The organism is Allorhizobium sp. nf9_anc, assembly GCF_056323085.1.
The window spans coordinates 2,530,796-2,545,863 of record NZ_CM150481.1 but is presented as its reverse complement, the minus strand read 5'-3'; the positions used below and the strand labels follow the sequence as shown (position 1 = coordinate 2,545,863).

The following is a 15,068-nucleotide window of genomic DNA, read 5'->3' as shown; positions in this document are numbered from 1 at the left end:
CCCGGATGGAGACGGACGCATGGCGGACAAGGATGAAAAGAGCCTGGACCACCAGCTGTGCTTTGCCATCTATGCGACCTCGCTTGCCTTCACCCGCGCCTATCGCCCGCTGCTGGAAGAGCTTGATCTCACCTATCCGCAATATCTGGCAATGCGGCTGCTTTGGGCCGAAGATCGCCTCACCGTCGGGCAGCTTGCCGAACGGCTGGCGCTGGAATCCGGCACGGTCACCCCGCTGATCAAGCGCCTGGAGCAGGCAGGCTTACTCACCCGTTGCCGCTCGCGCATCGACGAGCGCCAGGTCAATGTCCATCTGACGGAGAAGGGCATCGCGCTGAAACCGGTCGCCGACCGCCTGAACGAGGATTTGAAGGCTCTGGTCGGCCCGCGCTTCATCGATGACGAAAACCTCGTCGAAACGCTTCAGTCGCTGCGCAAGGTGCTTGTCGGCGACAGCCGCTGATCCCTGATCCCTGATCCCTGAGCCTTGAAGGCGTTCAGGCCCCCTGGATCAGCGCCCCGATCGTCCCGCCCACGAGAAGCACGATGCCGATCAGAAACGTGAGTGCGGCCCCCGGCCCACGCTTTTTCGTATCGTCGTAATACTCGGCCGCATAAAGCGCCCGCGCCGCGGTCCAGCCGAGGCCGAGCAGCCCGGCCAGCATATCGGACACGTAAAAGCCGAAGATCCAGAGCGACGGCAGGAAGAGCACCATCTGCTCCACCGTGTTCTGCTGCACGCGAAAGATCCGCTCGAAATCCGCATTGCCGGTCGTCTTCGGTGCCTCTACGCCAAACTTGCGGCGCGCCTGGCCGACTTTCAGCAGGAACCAGCAATAGGTGAGCAATGCGGAAAAGGTCGCAAGGATGGTGAAGCGCATGATTTTTCTCGGCAACAAATTGGCATGGTAACCATTGATTGGTAGGCGCCGTGTCACGATTGCGCAAGCAAGGAAGGTTACGATCACGGTGCGTTTGTGAAGTCAGCACCGCTTGTGAGACCGGGCCATTTCCGCCATCATCCCGAGCATTGCTTCGCCACCCGAAACCGACGCCCCCTGAGAAAAGACGAAGAGACCAGATGAATACCGAGAACTTCAAGTTTGGCCGCGCCTACGACCTGCATGAGCTGGTCGCCGACGGGATCATCCATGGCATCGGTGTCGTCTTCGCGCTGGTCGGCGCGACTGCGCTGATCTTCTACGCGACCGTCTATTCCGACTATGCCAATATCGCCGCCAGCTGGATCTATGGCCTTGGTCTGATCATCTCGCTCGGCGTCTCCTTCACCTACAATATGTGGCCGCATTCGCGCGTGAAGTGGATCCTGCGCCGCTTCGATCATTCTGCGATCTTCATCCTGATCGCCTCGACCTACACGCCCTTCCTCGTCCAGGGCGCCGATCGCCCGCTGATCCTGGCGCTGCTCATCGGCATCTGGATCACGGCGTTTACCGGCATCTGGCTGAAATTCCGCTTCCCCGGCCGCTATGACCGCCTCGCCATTCTGCTCTATCTCGGCATGGGCTGGAGCGGCGCGCTCGCCATGGGCCCGCTCTCGGAAATCATCCCGGGCGTCACGCTGACCCTGATCATCGTCGGAGGCTGCATCTATTCCGCCGGCGTCGTCTTCCATGTCTGGGAACGCCTGCGCTTCCAGAACGCCATCTGGCACGCCTTCGTGGTAACAGCCGCCATCGTGCATTACTCGGCTGTGTTTACGGCGATCAGCCTCGGCTGAGGGGCGCATTCGGCGGTTTGCTTCCAGCAAAACAGTTCTGAGGCAGAGGCCGGTTAGGCCAATGCCGCCAGGTACAAGAGTATGCGTTTCGCAGCGATCACGCCTTGACCGCGAATGCCTTGGAAGCTGAATGCAGCATCGAAGAGAGACCGAGCCAAGCCACCGGATAGAAGAACAGCGAGTAAAAAATCCCCGCAACTGGTCCCGTCGCCCAGGCACGTTTACCGATAGCGATTTCCTGGCCCGTCGTTAGGTAGACAACTGCGGAAAGCCAGATTGTGGCTACGAAGATCAAGGCGAGCACTGCACCTGAAGTCCACGCTTCGGTCCAGTCCGACGAACGCCCCGTGCTCCGATGGAAGAACCATCCTGACCAATATCCCCCAATGAAGAATGGAATGAGGAGGCTCGCGTTCCGAACAATGGATTGTTGCCATGTCGGTGAAGCGAAATGATCAACCGCAACCTGCACGACGATGGCACAGCCAAGGTTGATGAAGAAGAACCGCATCGCCATGGATCCGATGAAGCTGGGCATTGGCGAATGTCTCCCCGCCGATTCGAATGCTTAATATGCGGATATTTGCCTATGGTTGTGTCAGCGGCAAGCAGAGGTAGCCTCAAGCGGACTTACATACTTCTATGCTCGCCGCACCGTACTCAGATCTCCGTCAGCTTCGCCTGCTTTTCGAGGTGCTTTGCGACCTGACCGGCCCCGATGCGGAAGCCCGCCAGCGTCACCGGAAAACTGAGCGCCAGCGAAACACCCGCCAGCACCAGTGCCGCCGTGATCGGCGTCATGTCCATCTGGCCGGCAAGCATCTCAAGCTCTGCCCCGGTGATCCCGTTGATCATGACCACGCCGACGAGGATGAGCCCGCCGAGCAGCACGGCGACGACGGCGAGCAGGGCGGAAAGCTTGAGGCTCATCCCCCAGCTCGGCCTTGCCTTCAGCCGTTCGGCAACAAAGCTGCCGGCCGAGGAACCTGCTGCGATCAGCACCGCCACATTGCCGGCCGATGACAGGCTGTCGCCCCAGCCGAAGCGATCGAGCACCAGCACCAGCAGATAGATGAAGAGCTGCGCGCCGATGAAGACGACGGTGAAGCGTGTCAGGAGGCCGGGAAGGAGTGAGGTCATGATGATTGTTTTCCGTCTGTCGTGGTCTTGCCTTTAGCCCCTTGTTGCCCGATGTGTCGACGCGGCGAAGTATCGCCCGTCACATCATCGTCTCGCGCGGCGCCTTTTCCGCTGCAAACTGCAAAAGTCCAATCATGACCATGCTCCCAATCCTCCGCGACGCAACGCAAGCCGATCTGCCGGCCATCCTCGACATCTACAATCACGCCGTCGCCGAGACCACCGCGATCTGGAACGAGACCCTGGTTGACCTCGACAACCGAAAGGCCTGGTTCGAGCTGCGCCAGACGCGCGGCTTCCCGATCCTGGTCGCCGAAATCGACGGCCGCATCGCCGGCTACGCCTCTTATGGCGACTGGCGCGCCTTCGACGGCTTCCGCCACACGGTCGAGCATTCCGTCTATGTCGAGAAGGATTTTTACGGCCGCGGCCTCGGCAAGGCGCTGATGACGGCCCTGATCGAGCGCGCGAGGGCGGGCCACATCCACGTCATGGTCGCCGCCATCGAAGCCGGCAACACCGGCTCCATCGCCCTCCACAAAAGCCTCGGCTTCCGCCTCGTCGGCACCCACCACGAAGTCGGCCAGAAATTCGGCCGCTGGCTGGACCTGACGATGATGGAGCTGAAGCTCGACTGAGGCTTCCGCCTCCCCCTTGAGGGGAGGGTGGAATCTCCGCGCGAACGTTCAGCCCTCATCCTGAGGTGGGAGCGAAGCGATATCAGAAGGACGAGGGCGGGTGGAGGCATCCCGGCCTCGATCCTTCGAGGCCTGCTGACGCAGGCACCTCAGGATGAGGGGATGCCAAACCACCCACCTCCCCCTCAAGGGGAGGGTGGACCCATTGCCTTACAGCAGCTTGAGCAGCGCCTTGGCCGCCTCTTCCGACGAGGCCGGGTTCTGGCCGGTGACCAGCTTGCCGTCGGTGACGACATGCACGCTCCAGTCGGCGCCCTTTTCATAAAGTCCGCCGCGCTCCTGCAGCATATCTTCGACCAGGAAGGGCACGACCTCCGTCAGGCCGACGGCCTCTTCTTCCGAATTGGTGAAACCGGTCACCTTCTTGCCCGAAACAAGCGGCTTCCCGTCCCGACCCTTCACGTGGCGCAGAACGCCCGGCGCGTGGCAGACGGTGGCGACCGGTCGGTCCTTGGCGGCGAAGGCCTCGATCAGGGCGATGCTGTCCTTGTCTTCGGCGAGATCCCAGAGCGGGCCATGGCCACCGGGATAGAAGACGGCGTCGAAATCGGCGGGATCGATATGCGAGAGCGGCGTGGTCGAGGCGAGCAGCTGCTGCGCCATCTGGTCCGCCTTGAACCGGTCGGTCGCCTCGGTCTGCGCATCCGGTTCGTCGCTCTTCGGATCAAGCGGCGGCTGGCCGCCCTTCGGCGAGGCGAGCGTGATCTCGGCGCCCGCATCCTTCAGCACGTAATAGGGAGCTGCAAATTCCTCCAGCCAGAAGCCGGTCTTCTTGCCGGTATCGCCAAGCTGGTCGTGGGAGGTGAGAACCATCAGGATTTTCATGGGTGTCAGTCCTTTGTGTTGTGTTGATCGGGTGTTCATGTCCGTGATCGGGGGCCTCGCCCTTCGAGGCCCGGCTGTGCCGGGCGCCTCAGGATGAGGGGAAATATGTGTGCCGGCCGCAGACGCCCTCATCCTGAGGTGACCTCGCAGAGCGAGGGCCTCGAAGGATCCGTCGCCAGGATTAGTCGTCCGGCCCGACGCGGATGACCCGCTTGCCGAAAGCCTCGCCGCGCAGCAGGCCGATGAAAGCACGGGGTGCTTCTTCCAGCCCGTCGATCATCTCTTCGCGATACTTGATCTTGCCGGCCTCAACCCAGCCGGCCATCTCCTTGGCAAATTCGGGATAGAGATGCCCGAAATCGTCAAAGACGATGAAGCCGCGCACGGTGATGCGCTTTTTCAGGAACATGCCCATCAGCCAGCTCAGGCGGTCCGGGCCATCGGGTAGGCTCGTCGCATTGTACTGCGCAATCAAGCCGCAGAGCGGAATGCGCGCAGCCGTGTTCAGGAGCGGCGCAACTGTGTCGAAAACCTTGCCGCCGACATTCTCGAAATAGATGTCGATGCCATTGTCTGTTGCCGCCTTCAGCCGCTCGGCAAAGTCGTCCGCCTTGTAGTCCACACAGGCATCAAAGCCGAGCGTCTCGACCGCATGGGCGCATTTGTCCGGGCCGCCGGCAATGCCGACGACCTTGAGGCCGAGGATCTTGCCAATCTGGCCCACGGTCGCGCCCACAGGCCCCGTCGCACCGCCGACAACCAGCGTCTCGCCCGCTTTCGGCTGGCCGATCTGCTTTAGACCCGACCAGGCGGTAAAGCCCGGCATGCCGGTCACGCCGAGCGCCCAGGAGGGATGCGAAGGGGCTGCGCCGAGCGATGTCACGCCCTTGCCGTCGGACAACGCGTAATCCTGCCAGCCGGTAAAACCGACTACCCAGTCGCCTTCGCTGAAACCCTCATTCCGGGATTTGACCACACGCGAAACCGTGCCGCCCACCATGGTCTGGCCAATCTCGATCGGTGCCGCATAAGACGGCGCATCGCTCATCCGCCCGCGCATGTAAGGGTCGAGCGAGAGGAAAACGGTGCGGAGCAGCATCTGGCCGTCGCCGGGCTCGGGAATATCCGCCGTCTCCAGCCGCAGTGTCCGCTCATCCGGCTCGCCCTTCGGGCGCTCGGCCAGGACGAAACGGCGATTGGTGGTGGTCGCTTGGGGCATGGATATCTCCTGTATTCGGGATCGGGTCTCTCGCCCTGCCGCCATCGGCTGCAGCGCTTGGGCTGGTCATCTCTTGCGTGAAGACCGCAGAGCACCCTCGATGTTCCATACAACGGCACGCCCCGACCGTTGTTCCATGCCATCCTGTCGCGGTGATGACGCTTCGCCATGGCCATGAAGCCAGCCTTCCGGCGGGATGTCTCCTGCGAGGAGAGCCCAGAACACAGAGGGCGCCGGAGCAATCCGACGCCCTCTGAATGCCGCTAATCCCGAGTCACCGGATCGTCGCATGCACCATCTCGCCCCGGATGGAGATTGACGGTTTTGCCCCCGGCGTGTTCGGCAAGGCGCTGTCGACATAGGACGCGACCGCATCGACGCCGTAGCTGATCGGCGTTGGCGTCAGGAAGCGCAGCGATGCGTCGAGCATCTTGCCCGAGATCCGGATTTCCTCCGTATTCATCACCCGCTCGAAGGCGAGCTTGGCGCGCAGCGCCGCCCCGGAGACCGCAACAGTCGCCGCATGTCCTGTAAAGGCAAAGTCGCCCGCATCGCTCTCTACATCGATCTCCGCAAAGTCCCCCGAAAGCTGCATGCGCGCGGCATTCTGCCGGATGGACACCCGCGCCTCGGGCGAAAGCTCTGCCGTGAAGGTCAGTGTGCATTCGTCCCAGTCGTTCCAGCCGAAGAAGCCGCCCCGGTCGCCCATGTCGACCGTCAGTGTCGCGCCGTCACGCGTCATCCGCGCCTGTCCGGCGCAGCCCCCGGCAAACCAGCCCGAGCGCCAGATCGCGCCCCAGCCATGCCGCGTGCCGGAGAGCACCGCCTCCCGAGCGCCATCGCCCCGGGTCGAGATGCTGATATCGCTGGCCGCCCCCGTCACTGAAAGCTGTGTCACGCCGGTAAGGTCAACAGGGCCGGAGATCGCCTCGCTGGCCTGGATCATCTGCACGCTGCCATCAAGGATCGCGAGCCCGACAAGGCCGCCGAGGATGGAGAGAAAGATCGTCTTCTTGCGCATGGAATTCACCTCTTGAGCTTTGGCCGTGCCGCATCGGCAGGCCGGTTTCGATGCCTCCATCTGCTGCCTGGGGCACATCATCCGCGACCTCGATCACGATCCGGGTCGACCGGGATCGCGCTTTCGGTCATGGTCGCGGCATCCCATTCCGATCTCCCCACATTGAAAACGCCCGCATGCTCTTCGTCCCGCTCTCCTTTCTCGTTGCCCTGTTCCTCGCCGTCTTTCTCGTGCGACTGCTGCGCGAGGGCAGCGAGAGCTGGAGCCGCAACGGCCTCTTTCTCGCGCTGCTTGCGCTTTATGTCGTGCAGAGCCTGCTGGTCGGCCTGCGCTGGGGCTATGGGGTGATGGCGGTGCTGCCGGTTCTGCCTGTCATGGCGAGCCTGGTGCCGGCGCTGTCCTTCCTCGCCTTCCGCGATCTCACCCGGGAAAGCCCGGGCCTCTCCTGGACGGACTGGCCGCATCTTCTGCCAATGCTGGCGACGCTGATCTTCCTCGTGATCGGTCGTGCGCCGGTCGATCTCGTCATCATCGCCAATTTCTTCGGTTATGGTCTGGCGCTGCTCTGGCTCGCACGCCTCGGTCCCGACGGTCTGCTCGCCGCCCGCCTCGATGGTGCCTTGCGCTCCTACCGCGCGCTGCAACTGACCGGCCTCGCGCTCATCGCCTCGGCCATCACCGATGTCGCGATCAGTCTCGACATGCTCTGGTCCGGCGGCCGCTATTCACCGATGGTCGTCTCGGCGGCCACGACGCTCATCCTGCTCCTGCTCGGCATCGGCGCCGTGACCGCTGGCCAGGAAGAGGTGGGAGAGGAAGAAGCAGGAGAGGGAGAGGCGCCTGATGACGGGCATGGCTTCGAAACACCACATTCGCCGGCCAATCTTCCGGCCTCAACAAAATCCGCCACGGACGACCATCGCCGCCTCGCTGCCGATCTCGATCGCCTGATGACGGAAAGACGCCTCTGGGCCGATCCCGACCTCAACCTCGCCCGTCTCGCCCGCCGCCTCGGCACACCCGCCCGTGCCGTCTCGGAAGCCGTCAACCGCGTCCACGGCGTCAGCGTCTCCCACTACGTCAACAACCACCGCATCACCGAGGCCTGCCGCCTGCTCGCCGACACTGATCTGCCGGTCACCCGCATCCTCTTTGAGGCGGGCTTCATGACCAAGTCCAACTTCAACCGCGAATTCCTGCGCGTAACGGGCGAGAACCCAAGCGACTGGCGCCGACGTGCACTCCCACCTCCCCCTTGAGGGGGAAGGTCGCGCGGCACGCGCGGGTGGGGGTGACCAAAAGCGCCCTCTGAAAGGTTCACTCCACCCCGCAGCTTCACCACACTGGAATCAATCTCTCTTCGAGGATATGATAAAGCCCTCGAGAGGATATGCTGCCATGCCGCTTTACATTAAGGACCCCGAAGTGGACCGGCTTGCCACCGAACTGATCGGCCTCACGCAAACGAGCAAGGTCGATGCCGTCAGGGAAGCACTGAAAGACGCGATCGCCAGCCGCAAGGCGAAATTGTCGATGCGTAACCGGCTGGCCAAGACCCTCGCCATGGCCGAGGCTGCGGGTCCTTTTCATCCCGGAGACCACAAGCAGGAAACAGATGACATTTGGGACGAGGCCGGCTGATGCTCTTCATCGATGCCTCCGTCGCCGTCGCGATCATCACTCGGGAAGACGATGCCGATGCCCTGATGGAGCAGTTGGAGCGGCAGGGCGGCCCATTCTACGTCTCCGCCATCATGCGGCTTGAGGCGACGCTTTCCATTGCGCGCCGCTTGGCGGCCAGCGACACGCCGGCCACCCCGGACATGGTCGCGACGGCACGCCGCCTTGTTGACCAGTTCATTGCGGATCTCGAAGCCCGCGAAATCGATGTGACGGGCGACATCGGAGCGAAGGCGCTGGACGCTGCCAAGCAGTTCGGAAAGATCGTCAACCATCCGGCGCGTTTGAACCTCGGCGATTGCCTCACCTACGCCTGTGCCGCAGCCTCGAAGTCCAGGATCGCCTACAAGGGTGATGACTTCGTCCACACCGATCTCGGTTGGTAAACTCCCACCTCCCCCTTGAGGGGGGAGGTCGCGCGGAATGCGCGGCTGGGGGTGACCAAAGTCGTCCCCTCGAAGTTCACCCCACCCTGGCGCTTCACTCCGCCCCTCCCATCCCAGGGAAGGCCAAAAACTCACCGCGAATAGGCCGTGATCACCTCGAGAAACGCATCGCCATAGCGTTCCAGCTTCGACTGCCCGATGCCGGAAATGCCGAGCATTTCGTCGTCGTCCATCGGCCGCTCCGTGGCGAGTGCGACAAGCGTCGTATCGGGGAAGATCACGTAAGGTGGCACCGCCTGTTCGCGGGCAAGCTCCATGCGTCTCGCCCTCAGCGCCTCGAACAATTCCTGATCCGCTTGGTCGAGCCCGGCCTTGGCCTGGGCGGTGCGGGACGAAGCTGCACCTCGTGCTGCCTTGCCCGTGGTCGGTCGGTCCTTGCGGAAGCGCACCTCCACCTCCCGCTTGAACACGGCCCGTGCCGTCTCTTCAAGCTTCAGCGCGCCAAACGTCGTATGGTCGACCCTGACATATCCGGCGGCCAGCAACTGGCGAAACACCGATTGCCAGGTCTTCGACGGCAGATCCTTGCCCGCCCCGAAGACCGGCATGTCAGAGTGCCCGAAGCGCTGCGTCTTGTCGTTCTCGGTGCCGAGCAGCACGTCGATCAGGTGCCCGGTGCCGAAACGTTCGCCGGTCCGGTAGATCGCCGCCAGTGCCTTGATCGCCGCGTCCAGCCCGTCCCAGGTCTCGACGGGTTTCAGGCAGGTGTCGCAATTCCCGCAGCCGCCGGAATGCGCTTCGCCGAAATGCTTGAGGATCGCCTGCCGCCGGCAGCCCGGCGTCTCGCAGATCGCTAGCAGCGCGTTAAGCTTCGCCCGCTCCACCCGCTTGATCTCGTCGGCGGCGCCACCTTCGTCGATCATCCGCCCGCGCTGGATGACATCGGCCATGCCATAGGCCATCCACACCTCGGATGGCAGTCCGTCGCGCCCCGCACGCCCCGTCTCCTGGTAATAGGCCTCGACAGACCCCGGCAGGTCGAGATGCGCGACATAGCGCACATTCGGCTTGTCGATGCCCATGCCGAAGGCGACGGTCGCCACGAGGCAGAGATCTTCTTCTTTCAGGAACGCATCCTGATTAGCGTCGCGCAGCGCACGGTCCATGCCGGCATGATAGGGCAGCGCCCTGATACCCTGATCGTCGAGCCAAGTGGCGATCTCCTCGACCTTGGCGCGTGACAGGCAATAGACGATGCCGCTCGAACCCTTGTGGCGCGACAGGAAACGCAAGAGCTGCTGGCGCGGCTGGTCGCGCTCGACGATCTCATAGGCGATGTTCGGCCGGTCGAAGGAGGTGGTGAAGACCTCCGCGCTGTCGAGCCGCAGCCGCTCGATGATGTCTTCCCGCGTATGCGGATCGGCGGTTGCCGTCAGCGCCATGCGCGGCACGCCGGGAAAGAGGTCGGTGAGCTTGCCGAGTTCGCGATACTCAGGCCTGAAGTCATGCCCCCATTGCGAGACGCAATGCGCCTCGTCGATGGCAAAGAGCGCGATCTCCACCCCTTGCATCATCTCGATGAAACCCGGTGTCGCAGTCCGCTCCGGCGTCACATAGAGAAAGTCGAGTTCGCCGCGATCGAGCGCCCGGCGGATCTCGACATATTCCTCGCGCGACAGCGTCGAATTCAGCGCGGCGGCCCTGACACCCAGACCTTTCAGCGCCTCCACCTGGTCGCGCATCAAGGCAATCAGCGGCGAAACGACCACGCCGACGCCCGGCCGGCAGAGCGCCGGCACTTGGAAACACAGCGACTTGCCAGCCCCCGTCGGAAACAGCACCACCGCATCGCCACCCGACACGACATGGCTGACCACCTCCGCCTGCCGCCCGCGAAACGCCGGATAGCCATAGACGCGCTTCAAGACGGCAAGCGGGCTCTCTTGAGCCTGGTCGGAAAACAACGGGTCGGTCAGGGAGTGAGTCGGCATGGGGCAAGGTTTAGCCGACAGGGGAGGGGATGGCCACAGGGGGCGGCCGGCTTCTCCCCGGATGATGGGATATCAAGCGCGCTTCAGGCTGCGAAGCTCATCAGGATGCCGATCCAGCATGCGAAAGAGGTTGATCACTGCAGGAGCCGGGACCACCTTGCCTGTTTCGTAGCGCGAAAAGGCATTGTGTCCGCCGCCCGTCAGGGCCGATGCCTCTGCCTGATTGAGCCCAAGCTTCTTGCGAATGCGGCGTAGCTCCTCGCCCACTTCTCGCCTCGCTTGCAAGACCAAGGAGTCGCCCGCGGCCGCATAGCGCTCCGCGCTGTCGGCATCGAATTCGATCTCGCCGCAAGTGCCACAGCGAAACCCCGAGAGCCCTCCGACATCTGTCTTCAAGTCACGAAAGTTCACCTGGTACGTTGCGTTCTCGAAGCGAACCATCGTTCCAACAGAACCGCAACTGATGCAATCTGTGCCCATGTCTACAACTCCTTGAACTGGATCACAGGTGCGCCGTCTACCCGCATCGTTATCTTCACGTAGGCTTTTCCTGCCGGTGTGTCGGCGTGATAGACGTCCTGCCACACACGGCTGTCGGCATAGGTTGTCATCGATTTGAAGAAGTCCCGCGCCGTCAGCGTACAGACCGCCTCTACCATCTCGGCCACGGTCAATCCCATCTGTCGTCCGCCGTCGAGCGCCGTCTTTGTGAATGCCGCGACCTTTCTTGTCCGTACCAGCAGGATCACGGCAGCCAGGTCATGATGAGCGATCCGCTTCTCCATGGTTTAAATTACCCTTTGAGGGTAAATTTTACAAGGCAGTACCTTTTCAGTCGAGCAGGGTCCGACCGCTGCGATCGCCGTTACTACGCGACATCGCCGAAACCCTGTGCACATCGCGGTCTCTGGGTTGGCCCACCCTTGCCAGCCCGCCCTCCGGCTGCTCCTCATCACCCACTCCCAACCACCCGGATCCTCCCTTGATGTCCTCGCCCCTGAAACTCTATCTCGCCGGCCCCGAAGTCTTCCTGCCCGATGCCCGCGCCGTGCTTGATGCCAAGGCAGCGCTCACCCGCACCTATGGCTTCGAGCCGATCTGCCCCGGTGACCTCACCATCCCGCCGGCCCCGACCAAGCACGAGTTCGGTCTCAACATTTCCGAGATCGACGAGAGCTTCATGAACCGCGCCGATGTCGTCATTGCCAATCTGACCCCGTTTCGCGGCATCGCCGCCGATCCCGGCACCGTCTTCGAACTCGGCTATATGTGCGGCGCGGGCAAGATCGTGGCCTGCTACACCAATGTCGCAGAGACCCATTATCAGCGCACGTTCGCCTGGTATGGCGGCGCGCTCAGCCGTGATGCCGAAGGCCGCATGCGCGGGCCGGACGGCCATTCGCTGGAGGATTTCGACATGATCGAAAACCTCATGCTGCATGGCGGCGTCGCCCGCCGCGGCGGCCCGGTCTGTGTCCATGCGGCTGATCCAGCCACGCTCTTCACCGACCTCACGGCCTTCGAGCAATGCTTGAAGGCGCTGGCGGAAAGAGTCTGAATTCAGGGGCTTGCTGCCTCTGCTTTATCTGCCGTCACGCTTGTGCCGCCCGACCGGAGACACCCCTTGAATCACAATGTGACGCCGAAGCCGTCCCTCGGCCGCAACTTCCATCGCCTGCTCCTGTCGAGCGGCCTTGCCAACTTGGCCGATGGCATCGGCGTCGTCGCGTGGCCCTGGCTTGCCTCGCTGATCACCCGCGATCCCCTGGCGATCGCGCTGGTCGGCGTCGCGCAGAAACTGCCCTGGTTCCTCTTCGCCCTGCCGTCGGGCGTGATCACCGACCGGCTGGATCGGCGGCGGCTCGTCATATCCATGGATCTCCTGCGTTTTGTCACGCTGGCAGCACTCGCGGCGGCAATGCTGATCCCCGGCCTCTTGCCCGAGGCGCCTGTCGAGGATTTCCCAGCCGACCTGCTTTACGGCCTGCTGCTCCTCTCGGCTCTGGTCGTCGGCTTCGCCGAAGTCTTGCGCGACAATTCCGCCGTCACGCTGCTGCCATCCATTGTCCCCCATGCGCGGCTCGAAACCGCCAATGGTCGCATGGGCAGCGTCGAGACCGTGATGAACATGATGATCGGCCCGCCGCTGGCCGGGCTGGTGATCGGGCTCGCTTTGCCGCTGGCCTTCGGTCTCTATGGCCTCGCTTTCGCCTTTGCGGGCCTGCTCATCCTGTCGATCCCCGGCACGTTCAAGACACACCGGCCGGAGCCGCGTCCCTGGATCGCCGAGATCCGTGAGGGCGCCCGCTATCTCTTCGCGCGCCCGCTATTGCGCGATCTCGCGATCGGGCTCGGCGTGCTGAATGCCATCGACGTGATGCTGCTGATGGGGCTGGTCCTCTATGCGCAGGAGGTCATGGGCCTGAATTCGGCTGAATATGGCCTGCTCCTGACAGGCCTTGCGGCGGGCGGGCTGCTCGGCGGCTTGCTGGGCGAGAGCATCATCCGCCGCTTGGGCGCGTCGGCCTGCCTGCGCGCAACCATTGCCGGCTGCCTGATCTGGGCGCTGGTCGTCCTGTTCCTGCCCGTGCCGGTGCTGGTCTGGGCGGCTCTCGCGCTGTCGGCCGTCACAGGCATGGTCTGGAACATCATCACGGTATCGCTGCGCCAGCGCCTCATCCCGCCGCATCTGCTGGGCCGGGTCAACAGCGTTTACCGCTTCTTCGGGCTTGGCACGATGCCGGTCGGCATGCTGATGGCAGGCGCGAGCGTCAGCGCCGCCGAGACCTTCATCCCCCGCGCCCAGGCCCTCGCCATGCCCTTCGCGCTTGGAGCCGTCCTCTCCGCCCTGCTGCTGATCGGCATCTGGAACCGCGTATCGCCAAAGGCGCTGGCCGCATTCGACGGGCGGTGAGGGGTGCGTCCTTCTCCCCGCCTGTGGGGAGAAAGTGCCCTAAGGGCGGATGAGGGGCAGGGCGGCGAAGACGCCGCAACCCACCACCCCACCCCGGAGCTGCGCTCCGACCCTCCCGCTTGAAGGGGAGGGTGTTTGCCCCGTTACGGCTTCTTCTTCGCCGGCTGCGCGCTCGGATCTTCGAAACGGATTCCGCAATTGTTCTTGATCGACGCCATCTCGATCGCCTTCATTTCACCCTTCAGGCGCGCCACTTCGGCTGCCGATGCCCCGTCGCCCTTGGCGAAGAACAGCGCTGGCCAGAAGATGACCAGTCCCACGCCGACAGCGACCGCATCATTGTCGGCTTTCTTCTGCTGCGCGCCGCTGGCAGCGATCGCGCGGGCCGAAACGGCCGTCGCTTCTTCGCGCAGTCGATCACAGGAAAGGCTCTCGTAGAGTGCCGGCGAGACATAGGCTGCCTCGATCTCGGATGGTTTGCTGGCGCAAGACGAGAAGGCTGCAGCGATTGCCACAGTGATTGCGATAGACTTTTTCATGCTGACCCCCAGTTGTGAATGTATCCCGGGTGTCGCATTGGTCGCGCTTCGTCAAAGCCAAAGATCGCAGACTTGGGCAAACGGCTGTGGTGTCCACAACCAAAAGTGGGCTGGAGATATTGCTGCGCTGCAACTGACGAGAGCTTCACCTCCCCCTTGAGGGGGGAGGTCGCCGCAAAGCGGCGGGTGGGGGTGACCGGCGCGCACAGGGTTCACCCCACCCCAGAGCTCCGCTCCGACCCTCCCCCTCGAAGGCGAGGGTAGCCCGCTCACTCGATCGGCGTGAACACCATCGAGTGCCCGTTGATGCAGTAGCGCAGACCCGTCGGCTTCGGCCCATCCGGGAACACATGCCCCAGATGCCCGCCGCAATTGGCGCAGCGGATTTCGGTGCGCACCATGCCGAAGGCGGTGTCGCGATGTTCGGTGACGGCATCCGGCTTCACCGGTTCGAAATAGCTCGGCCAGCCGCAGCCGGCGTCGAACTTGGTGTCGGAGACGAAGAGCGGCTCGTCGCAGGCCGCACAGCTATAGAGGCCCTTCTGGAAGTTATCCCAGTAAGGGCCGGTAAAGGCGCGCTCGGTGCCGTGCTCGCGCAGGATCCGGTATTGCTCCGGCGTCAGCTGGTCGCGCCATTCGGCATCCGACTTGACGATCTTCGGAGCGGTGGTGGAAGCGGTCATGATGTTCTCCTTGTGAGCGGCGGACGGGCGACAAGCAAAGCCCGTCCGATGTTGCACTATAGATAGGGTGCGCCATGCCGAGCGGCAATTGTCCCTCTCATGCCTTTGGTCGTCTGGCGCGGCCCGTCCTTTCACGCAAAGCTGAAATACATGGGCCCCTTTTCACCGAAACGTGGGTTGACGCGTCCGTGAAGGCGCGAATGTCCGTTTTTGCTTGAGACGAAGGTTGGC

19 protein-coding genes are annotated in these 15,068 nt (G+C 63.2%); 8 read left to right on the top strand and 11 right to left on the bottom strand.

Going from position 1 to position 15,068, the window contains the following annotated elements:
• The first annotated feature begins 19 nt into the window (after window positions 1–19).
• Window positions 20–463: a MarR family winged helix-turn-helix transcriptional regulator gene (locus AC02Y0_RS12410; RefSeq protein WP_102021619.1), complete on the top strand. Its 444-nt coding sequence runs from the start codon at window positions 20–22 to the stop codon at window positions 461–463.
• A 34-nt stretch (window positions 464–497) separates the two neighbouring features.
• Here the strand turns inward: AC02Y0_RS12410 and AC02Y0_RS12405 are convergent, their stop codons facing one another.
• A complete protein-coding gene (locus AC02Y0_RS12405; RefSeq protein WP_476379219.1) occupies window positions 498–881 on the bottom strand; it encodes an MAPEG family protein in 384 nt (127 codons plus the stop codon).
• A 200-nt stretch (window positions 882–1,081) separates the two neighbouring features.
• On the opposite strand from AC02Y0_RS12405, the gene trhA reads away from it, so the two are divergent.
• On the top strand, window positions 1,082–1,741 hold the full coding sequence (gene trhA / locus AC02Y0_RS12400; protein ID WP_102021617.1) for a PAQR family membrane homeostasis protein TrhA: 660 nt from the start codon (window positions 1,082–1,084) through the stop codon (window positions 1,739–1,741).
• A 97-nt stretch (window positions 1,742–1,838) separates the two neighbouring features.
• Here trhA and AC02Y0_RS12395 read toward each other — a convergent pair whose 3' ends face one another.
• Window positions 1,839–2,279 (bottom strand): hypothetical protein, encoded by a 441-nt coding sequence (locus AC02Y0_RS12395; protein ID WP_476379217.1) that lies wholly within the window; start codon window positions 2,277–2,279, stop codon window positions 1,839–1,841.
• A gap of 122 nt (window positions 2,280–2,401) precedes the next feature.
• Window positions 2,402–2,881 carry an ABZJ_00895 family protein gene (locus AC02Y0_RS12390; protein ID WP_476379216.1) on the bottom strand — a complete coding sequence of 160 codons (480 nt, stop codon included), beginning with the start codon at window positions 2,879–2,881 and terminating at the stop codon, window positions 2,402–2,404.
• Between the two features lie 134 nt (window positions 2,882–3,015).
• Here AC02Y0_RS12390 and AC02Y0_RS12385 point away from each other — a divergent pair, with 134 nt between their 5' ends.
• The gene (locus AC02Y0_RS12385) at window positions 3,016–3,519 is read left to right on the top strand and encodes an N-acetyltransferase family protein (protein ID WP_476379215.1); all 504 of its coding nucleotides are present in this window, start codon (window positions 3,016–3,018) and stop codon (window positions 3,517–3,519) included.
• 210 nt (window positions 3,520–3,729) lie between these two features.
• On the opposite strand, the gene AC02Y0_RS12380 is transcribed toward AC02Y0_RS12385, so the two are convergent.
• The 3 genes from AC02Y0_RS12380 to AC02Y0_RS12370 all read right to left on the bottom strand — a co-directional run bounded on the left by AC02Y0_RS12380 (window position 3,730) and on the right by AC02Y0_RS12370 (window position 6,644).
• Window positions 3,730–4,404, bottom strand: coding sequence for a type 1 glutamine amidotransferase domain-containing protein (locus AC02Y0_RS12380; RefSeq protein ID WP_476379213.1), 675 nt, complete (start codon window positions 4,402–4,404; stop codon window positions 3,730–3,732).
• Window positions 4,405–4,585: 181 nt separating this feature from the next.
• Window positions 4,586–5,623 (bottom strand): NADP-dependent oxidoreductase, encoded by a 1,038-nt coding sequence (locus AC02Y0_RS12375; protein WP_476379212.1) that lies wholly within the window; start codon window positions 5,621–5,623, stop codon window positions 4,586–4,588.
• 274 nt (window positions 5,624–5,897) lie between these two features.
• Complete coding sequence (locus tag AC02Y0_RS12370) at window positions 5,898–6,644, bottom strand: hypothetical protein (RefSeq protein ID WP_476379210.1); 747 nt, start codon at window positions 6,642–6,644, stop codon at window positions 5,898–5,900.
• A gap of 50 nt (window positions 6,645–6,694) precedes the next feature.
• Between AC02Y0_RS12370 and AC02Y0_RS12365 the strand changes: the two genes are divergently transcribed.
• The 3 genes from AC02Y0_RS12365 (at window position 6,695) to AC02Y0_RS12355 (ending at window position 8,710) form a co-directional block, all read left to right on the top strand.
• On the top strand, window positions 6,695–7,903 hold the full coding sequence (locus AC02Y0_RS12365) for a helix-turn-helix domain-containing protein (protein ID WP_476379208.1): 1,209 nt from the start codon (window positions 6,695–6,697) through the stop codon (window positions 7,901–7,903).
• A gap of 139 nt (window positions 7,904–8,042) precedes the next feature.
• On the top strand, window positions 8,043–8,285 hold the full coding sequence (locus AC02Y0_RS12360; RefSeq protein WP_476379207.1) for a type II toxin-antitoxin system VapB family antitoxin: 243 nt from the start codon (window positions 8,043–8,045) through the stop codon (window positions 8,283–8,285).
• On the top strand, window positions 8,285–8,710 hold the full coding sequence (locus AC02Y0_RS12355; RefSeq protein ID WP_476379206.1) for a type II toxin-antitoxin system VapC family toxin: 426 nt from the start codon (window positions 8,285–8,287) through the stop codon (window positions 8,708–8,710). The genes AC02Y0_RS12360 and AC02Y0_RS12355 overlap by 1 nt, the downstream gene beginning before the upstream one ends.
• A gap of 131 nt (window positions 8,711–8,841) precedes the next feature.
• On the opposite strand, the gene recQ is transcribed toward AC02Y0_RS12355, so the two are convergent.
• The 3 genes from recQ to AC02Y0_RS12340 form a co-directional block, all read right to left on the bottom strand.
• Entirely contained in the window at window positions 8,842–10,701 is a 1,860-nt protein-coding gene (recQ, locus tag AC02Y0_RS12350; protein WP_476379205.1) for a DNA helicase RecQ, read from the bottom strand.
• Window positions 10,702–10,773: 72 nt separating this feature from the next.
• Entirely contained in the window at window positions 10,774–11,181 is a 408-nt protein-coding gene (locus AC02Y0_RS12345) for a type II toxin-antitoxin system MqsA family antitoxin (protein ID WP_476379204.1), read from the bottom strand.
• A gap of 2 nt (window positions 11,182–11,183) precedes the next feature.
• On the bottom strand, window positions 11,184–11,486 hold the full coding sequence (locus tag AC02Y0_RS12340; protein ID WP_476379203.1) for a type II toxin-antitoxin system MqsR family toxin: 303 nt from the start codon (window positions 11,484–11,486) through the stop codon (window positions 11,184–11,186).
• A 200-nt stretch (window positions 11,487–11,686) separates the two neighbouring features.
• Here AC02Y0_RS12340 and AC02Y0_RS12335 point away from each other — a divergent pair, with 200 nt between their 5' ends.
• Both AC02Y0_RS12335 and AC02Y0_RS12330 read left to right on the top strand, forming a co-directional pair.
• A complete protein-coding gene (locus AC02Y0_RS12335) occupies window positions 11,687–12,259 on the top strand; it encodes a nucleoside 2-deoxyribosyltransferase (protein WP_476384018.1) in 573 nt (190 codons plus the stop codon).
• Window positions 12,260–12,325: 66 nt separating this feature from the next.
• The gene (locus AC02Y0_RS12330; RefSeq protein WP_476379202.1) at window positions 12,326–13,615 is read left to right on the top strand and encodes an MFS transporter; all 1,290 of its coding nucleotides are present in this window, start codon (window positions 12,326–12,328) and stop codon (window positions 13,613–13,615) included.
• 143 nt (window positions 13,616–13,758) lie between these two features.
• On the opposite strand, the gene AC02Y0_RS12325 is transcribed toward AC02Y0_RS12330, so the two are convergent.
• On the bottom strand, window positions 13,759–14,154 hold the full coding sequence (locus tag AC02Y0_RS12325) for a hypothetical protein (protein WP_476379200.1): 396 nt from the start codon (window positions 14,152–14,154) through the stop codon (window positions 13,759–13,761).
• A gap of 269 nt (window positions 14,155–14,423) precedes the next feature.
• Complete coding sequence (msrB, locus tag AC02Y0_RS12320) at window positions 14,424–14,837, bottom strand: peptide-methionine (R)-S-oxide reductase MsrB (protein WP_102021606.1); 414 nt, start codon at window positions 14,835–14,837, stop codon at window positions 14,424–14,426.
• Window positions 14,838–15,068 lie beyond the last annotated feature (231 nt).

What these genes read in the sequence shown, in the direction of transcription:
- AC02Y0_RS12410 (WP_102021619.1), top strand. Translation starts at nt 20, where the DNA reads ATGGCGGACAAGGATGAAAAGAGCCTGGACCACCAGCTGTGCTTTGCC.
- trhA (WP_102021617.1), top strand. Translation starts at nt 1,082, where the DNA reads ATGAATACCGAGAACTTCAAGTTTGGCCGCGCCTACGACCTGCATGAG.
- AC02Y0_RS12335 (WP_476384018.1), top strand. Translation starts at nt 11,687, where the DNA reads ATGTCCTCGCCCCTGAAACTCTATCTCGCCGGCCCCGAAGTCTTCCTG.
- AC02Y0_RS12405 (WP_476379219.1), bottom strand. Translation starts at nt 881, where the DNA reads ATGCGCTTCACCATCCTTGCGACCTTTTCCGCATTGCTCACCTATTGC.
- AC02Y0_RS12390 (WP_476379216.1), bottom strand. Translation starts at nt 2,881, where the DNA reads ATGACCTCACTCCTTCCCGGCCTCCTGACACGCTTCACCGTCGTCTTC.
- AC02Y0_RS12340 (WP_476379203.1), bottom strand. Translation starts at nt 11,486, where the DNA reads ATGGAGAAGCGGATCGCTCATCATGACCTGGCTGCCGTGATCCTGCTG.
- AC02Y0_RS12375 (WP_476379212.1), bottom strand. Translation starts at nt 5,623, where the DNA reads ATGCCCCAAGCGACCACCACCAATCGCCGTTTCGTCCTGGCCGAGCGC.
- AC02Y0_RS12380 (WP_476379213.1), bottom strand. Translation starts at nt 4,404, where the DNA reads ATGAAAATCCTGATGGTTCTCACCTCCCACGACCAGCTTGGCGATACC.
- AC02Y0_RS12365 (WP_476379208.1), top strand. Translation starts at nt 6,695, where the DNA reads ATGCCTCCATCTGCTGCCTGGGGCACATCATCCGCGACCTCGATCACG.
- AC02Y0_RS12395 (WP_476379217.1), bottom strand. Translation starts at nt 2,279, where the DNA reads ATGCCCAGCTTCATCGGATCCATGGCGATGCGGTTCTTCTTCATCAAC.
- recQ (WP_476379205.1), bottom strand. Translation starts at nt 10,701, where the DNA reads ATGCCGACTCACTCCCTGACCGACCCGTTGTTTTCCGACCAGGCTCAA.
- AC02Y0_RS12385 (WP_476379215.1), top strand. Translation starts at nt 3,016, where the DNA reads ATGACCATGCTCCCAATCCTCCGCGACGCAACGCAAGCCGATCTGCCG.
- msrB (WP_102021606.1), bottom strand. Translation starts at nt 14,837, where the DNA reads ATGACCGCTTCCACCACCGCTCCGAAGATCGTCAAGTCGGATGCCGAA.
- AC02Y0_RS12370 (WP_476379210.1), bottom strand. Translation starts at nt 6,644, where the DNA reads ATGCGCAAGAAGACGATCTTTCTCTCCATCCTCGGCGGCCTTGTCGGG.
- AC02Y0_RS12345 (WP_476379204.1), bottom strand. Translation starts at nt 11,181, where the DNA reads ATGGGCACAGATTGCATCAGTTGCGGTTCTGTTGGAACGATGGTTCGC.
- AC02Y0_RS12355 (WP_476379206.1), top strand. Translation starts at nt 8,285, where the DNA reads ATGCTCTTCATCGATGCCTCCGTCGCCGTCGCGATCATCACTCGGGAA.
- AC02Y0_RS12325 (WP_476379200.1), bottom strand. Translation starts at nt 14,154, where the DNA reads ATGAAAAAGTCTATCGCAATCACTGTGGCAATCGCTGCAGCCTTCTCG.
- AC02Y0_RS12360 (WP_476379207.1), top strand. Translation starts at nt 8,043, where the DNA reads ATGCCGCTTTACATTAAGGACCCCGAAGTGGACCGGCTTGCCACCGAA.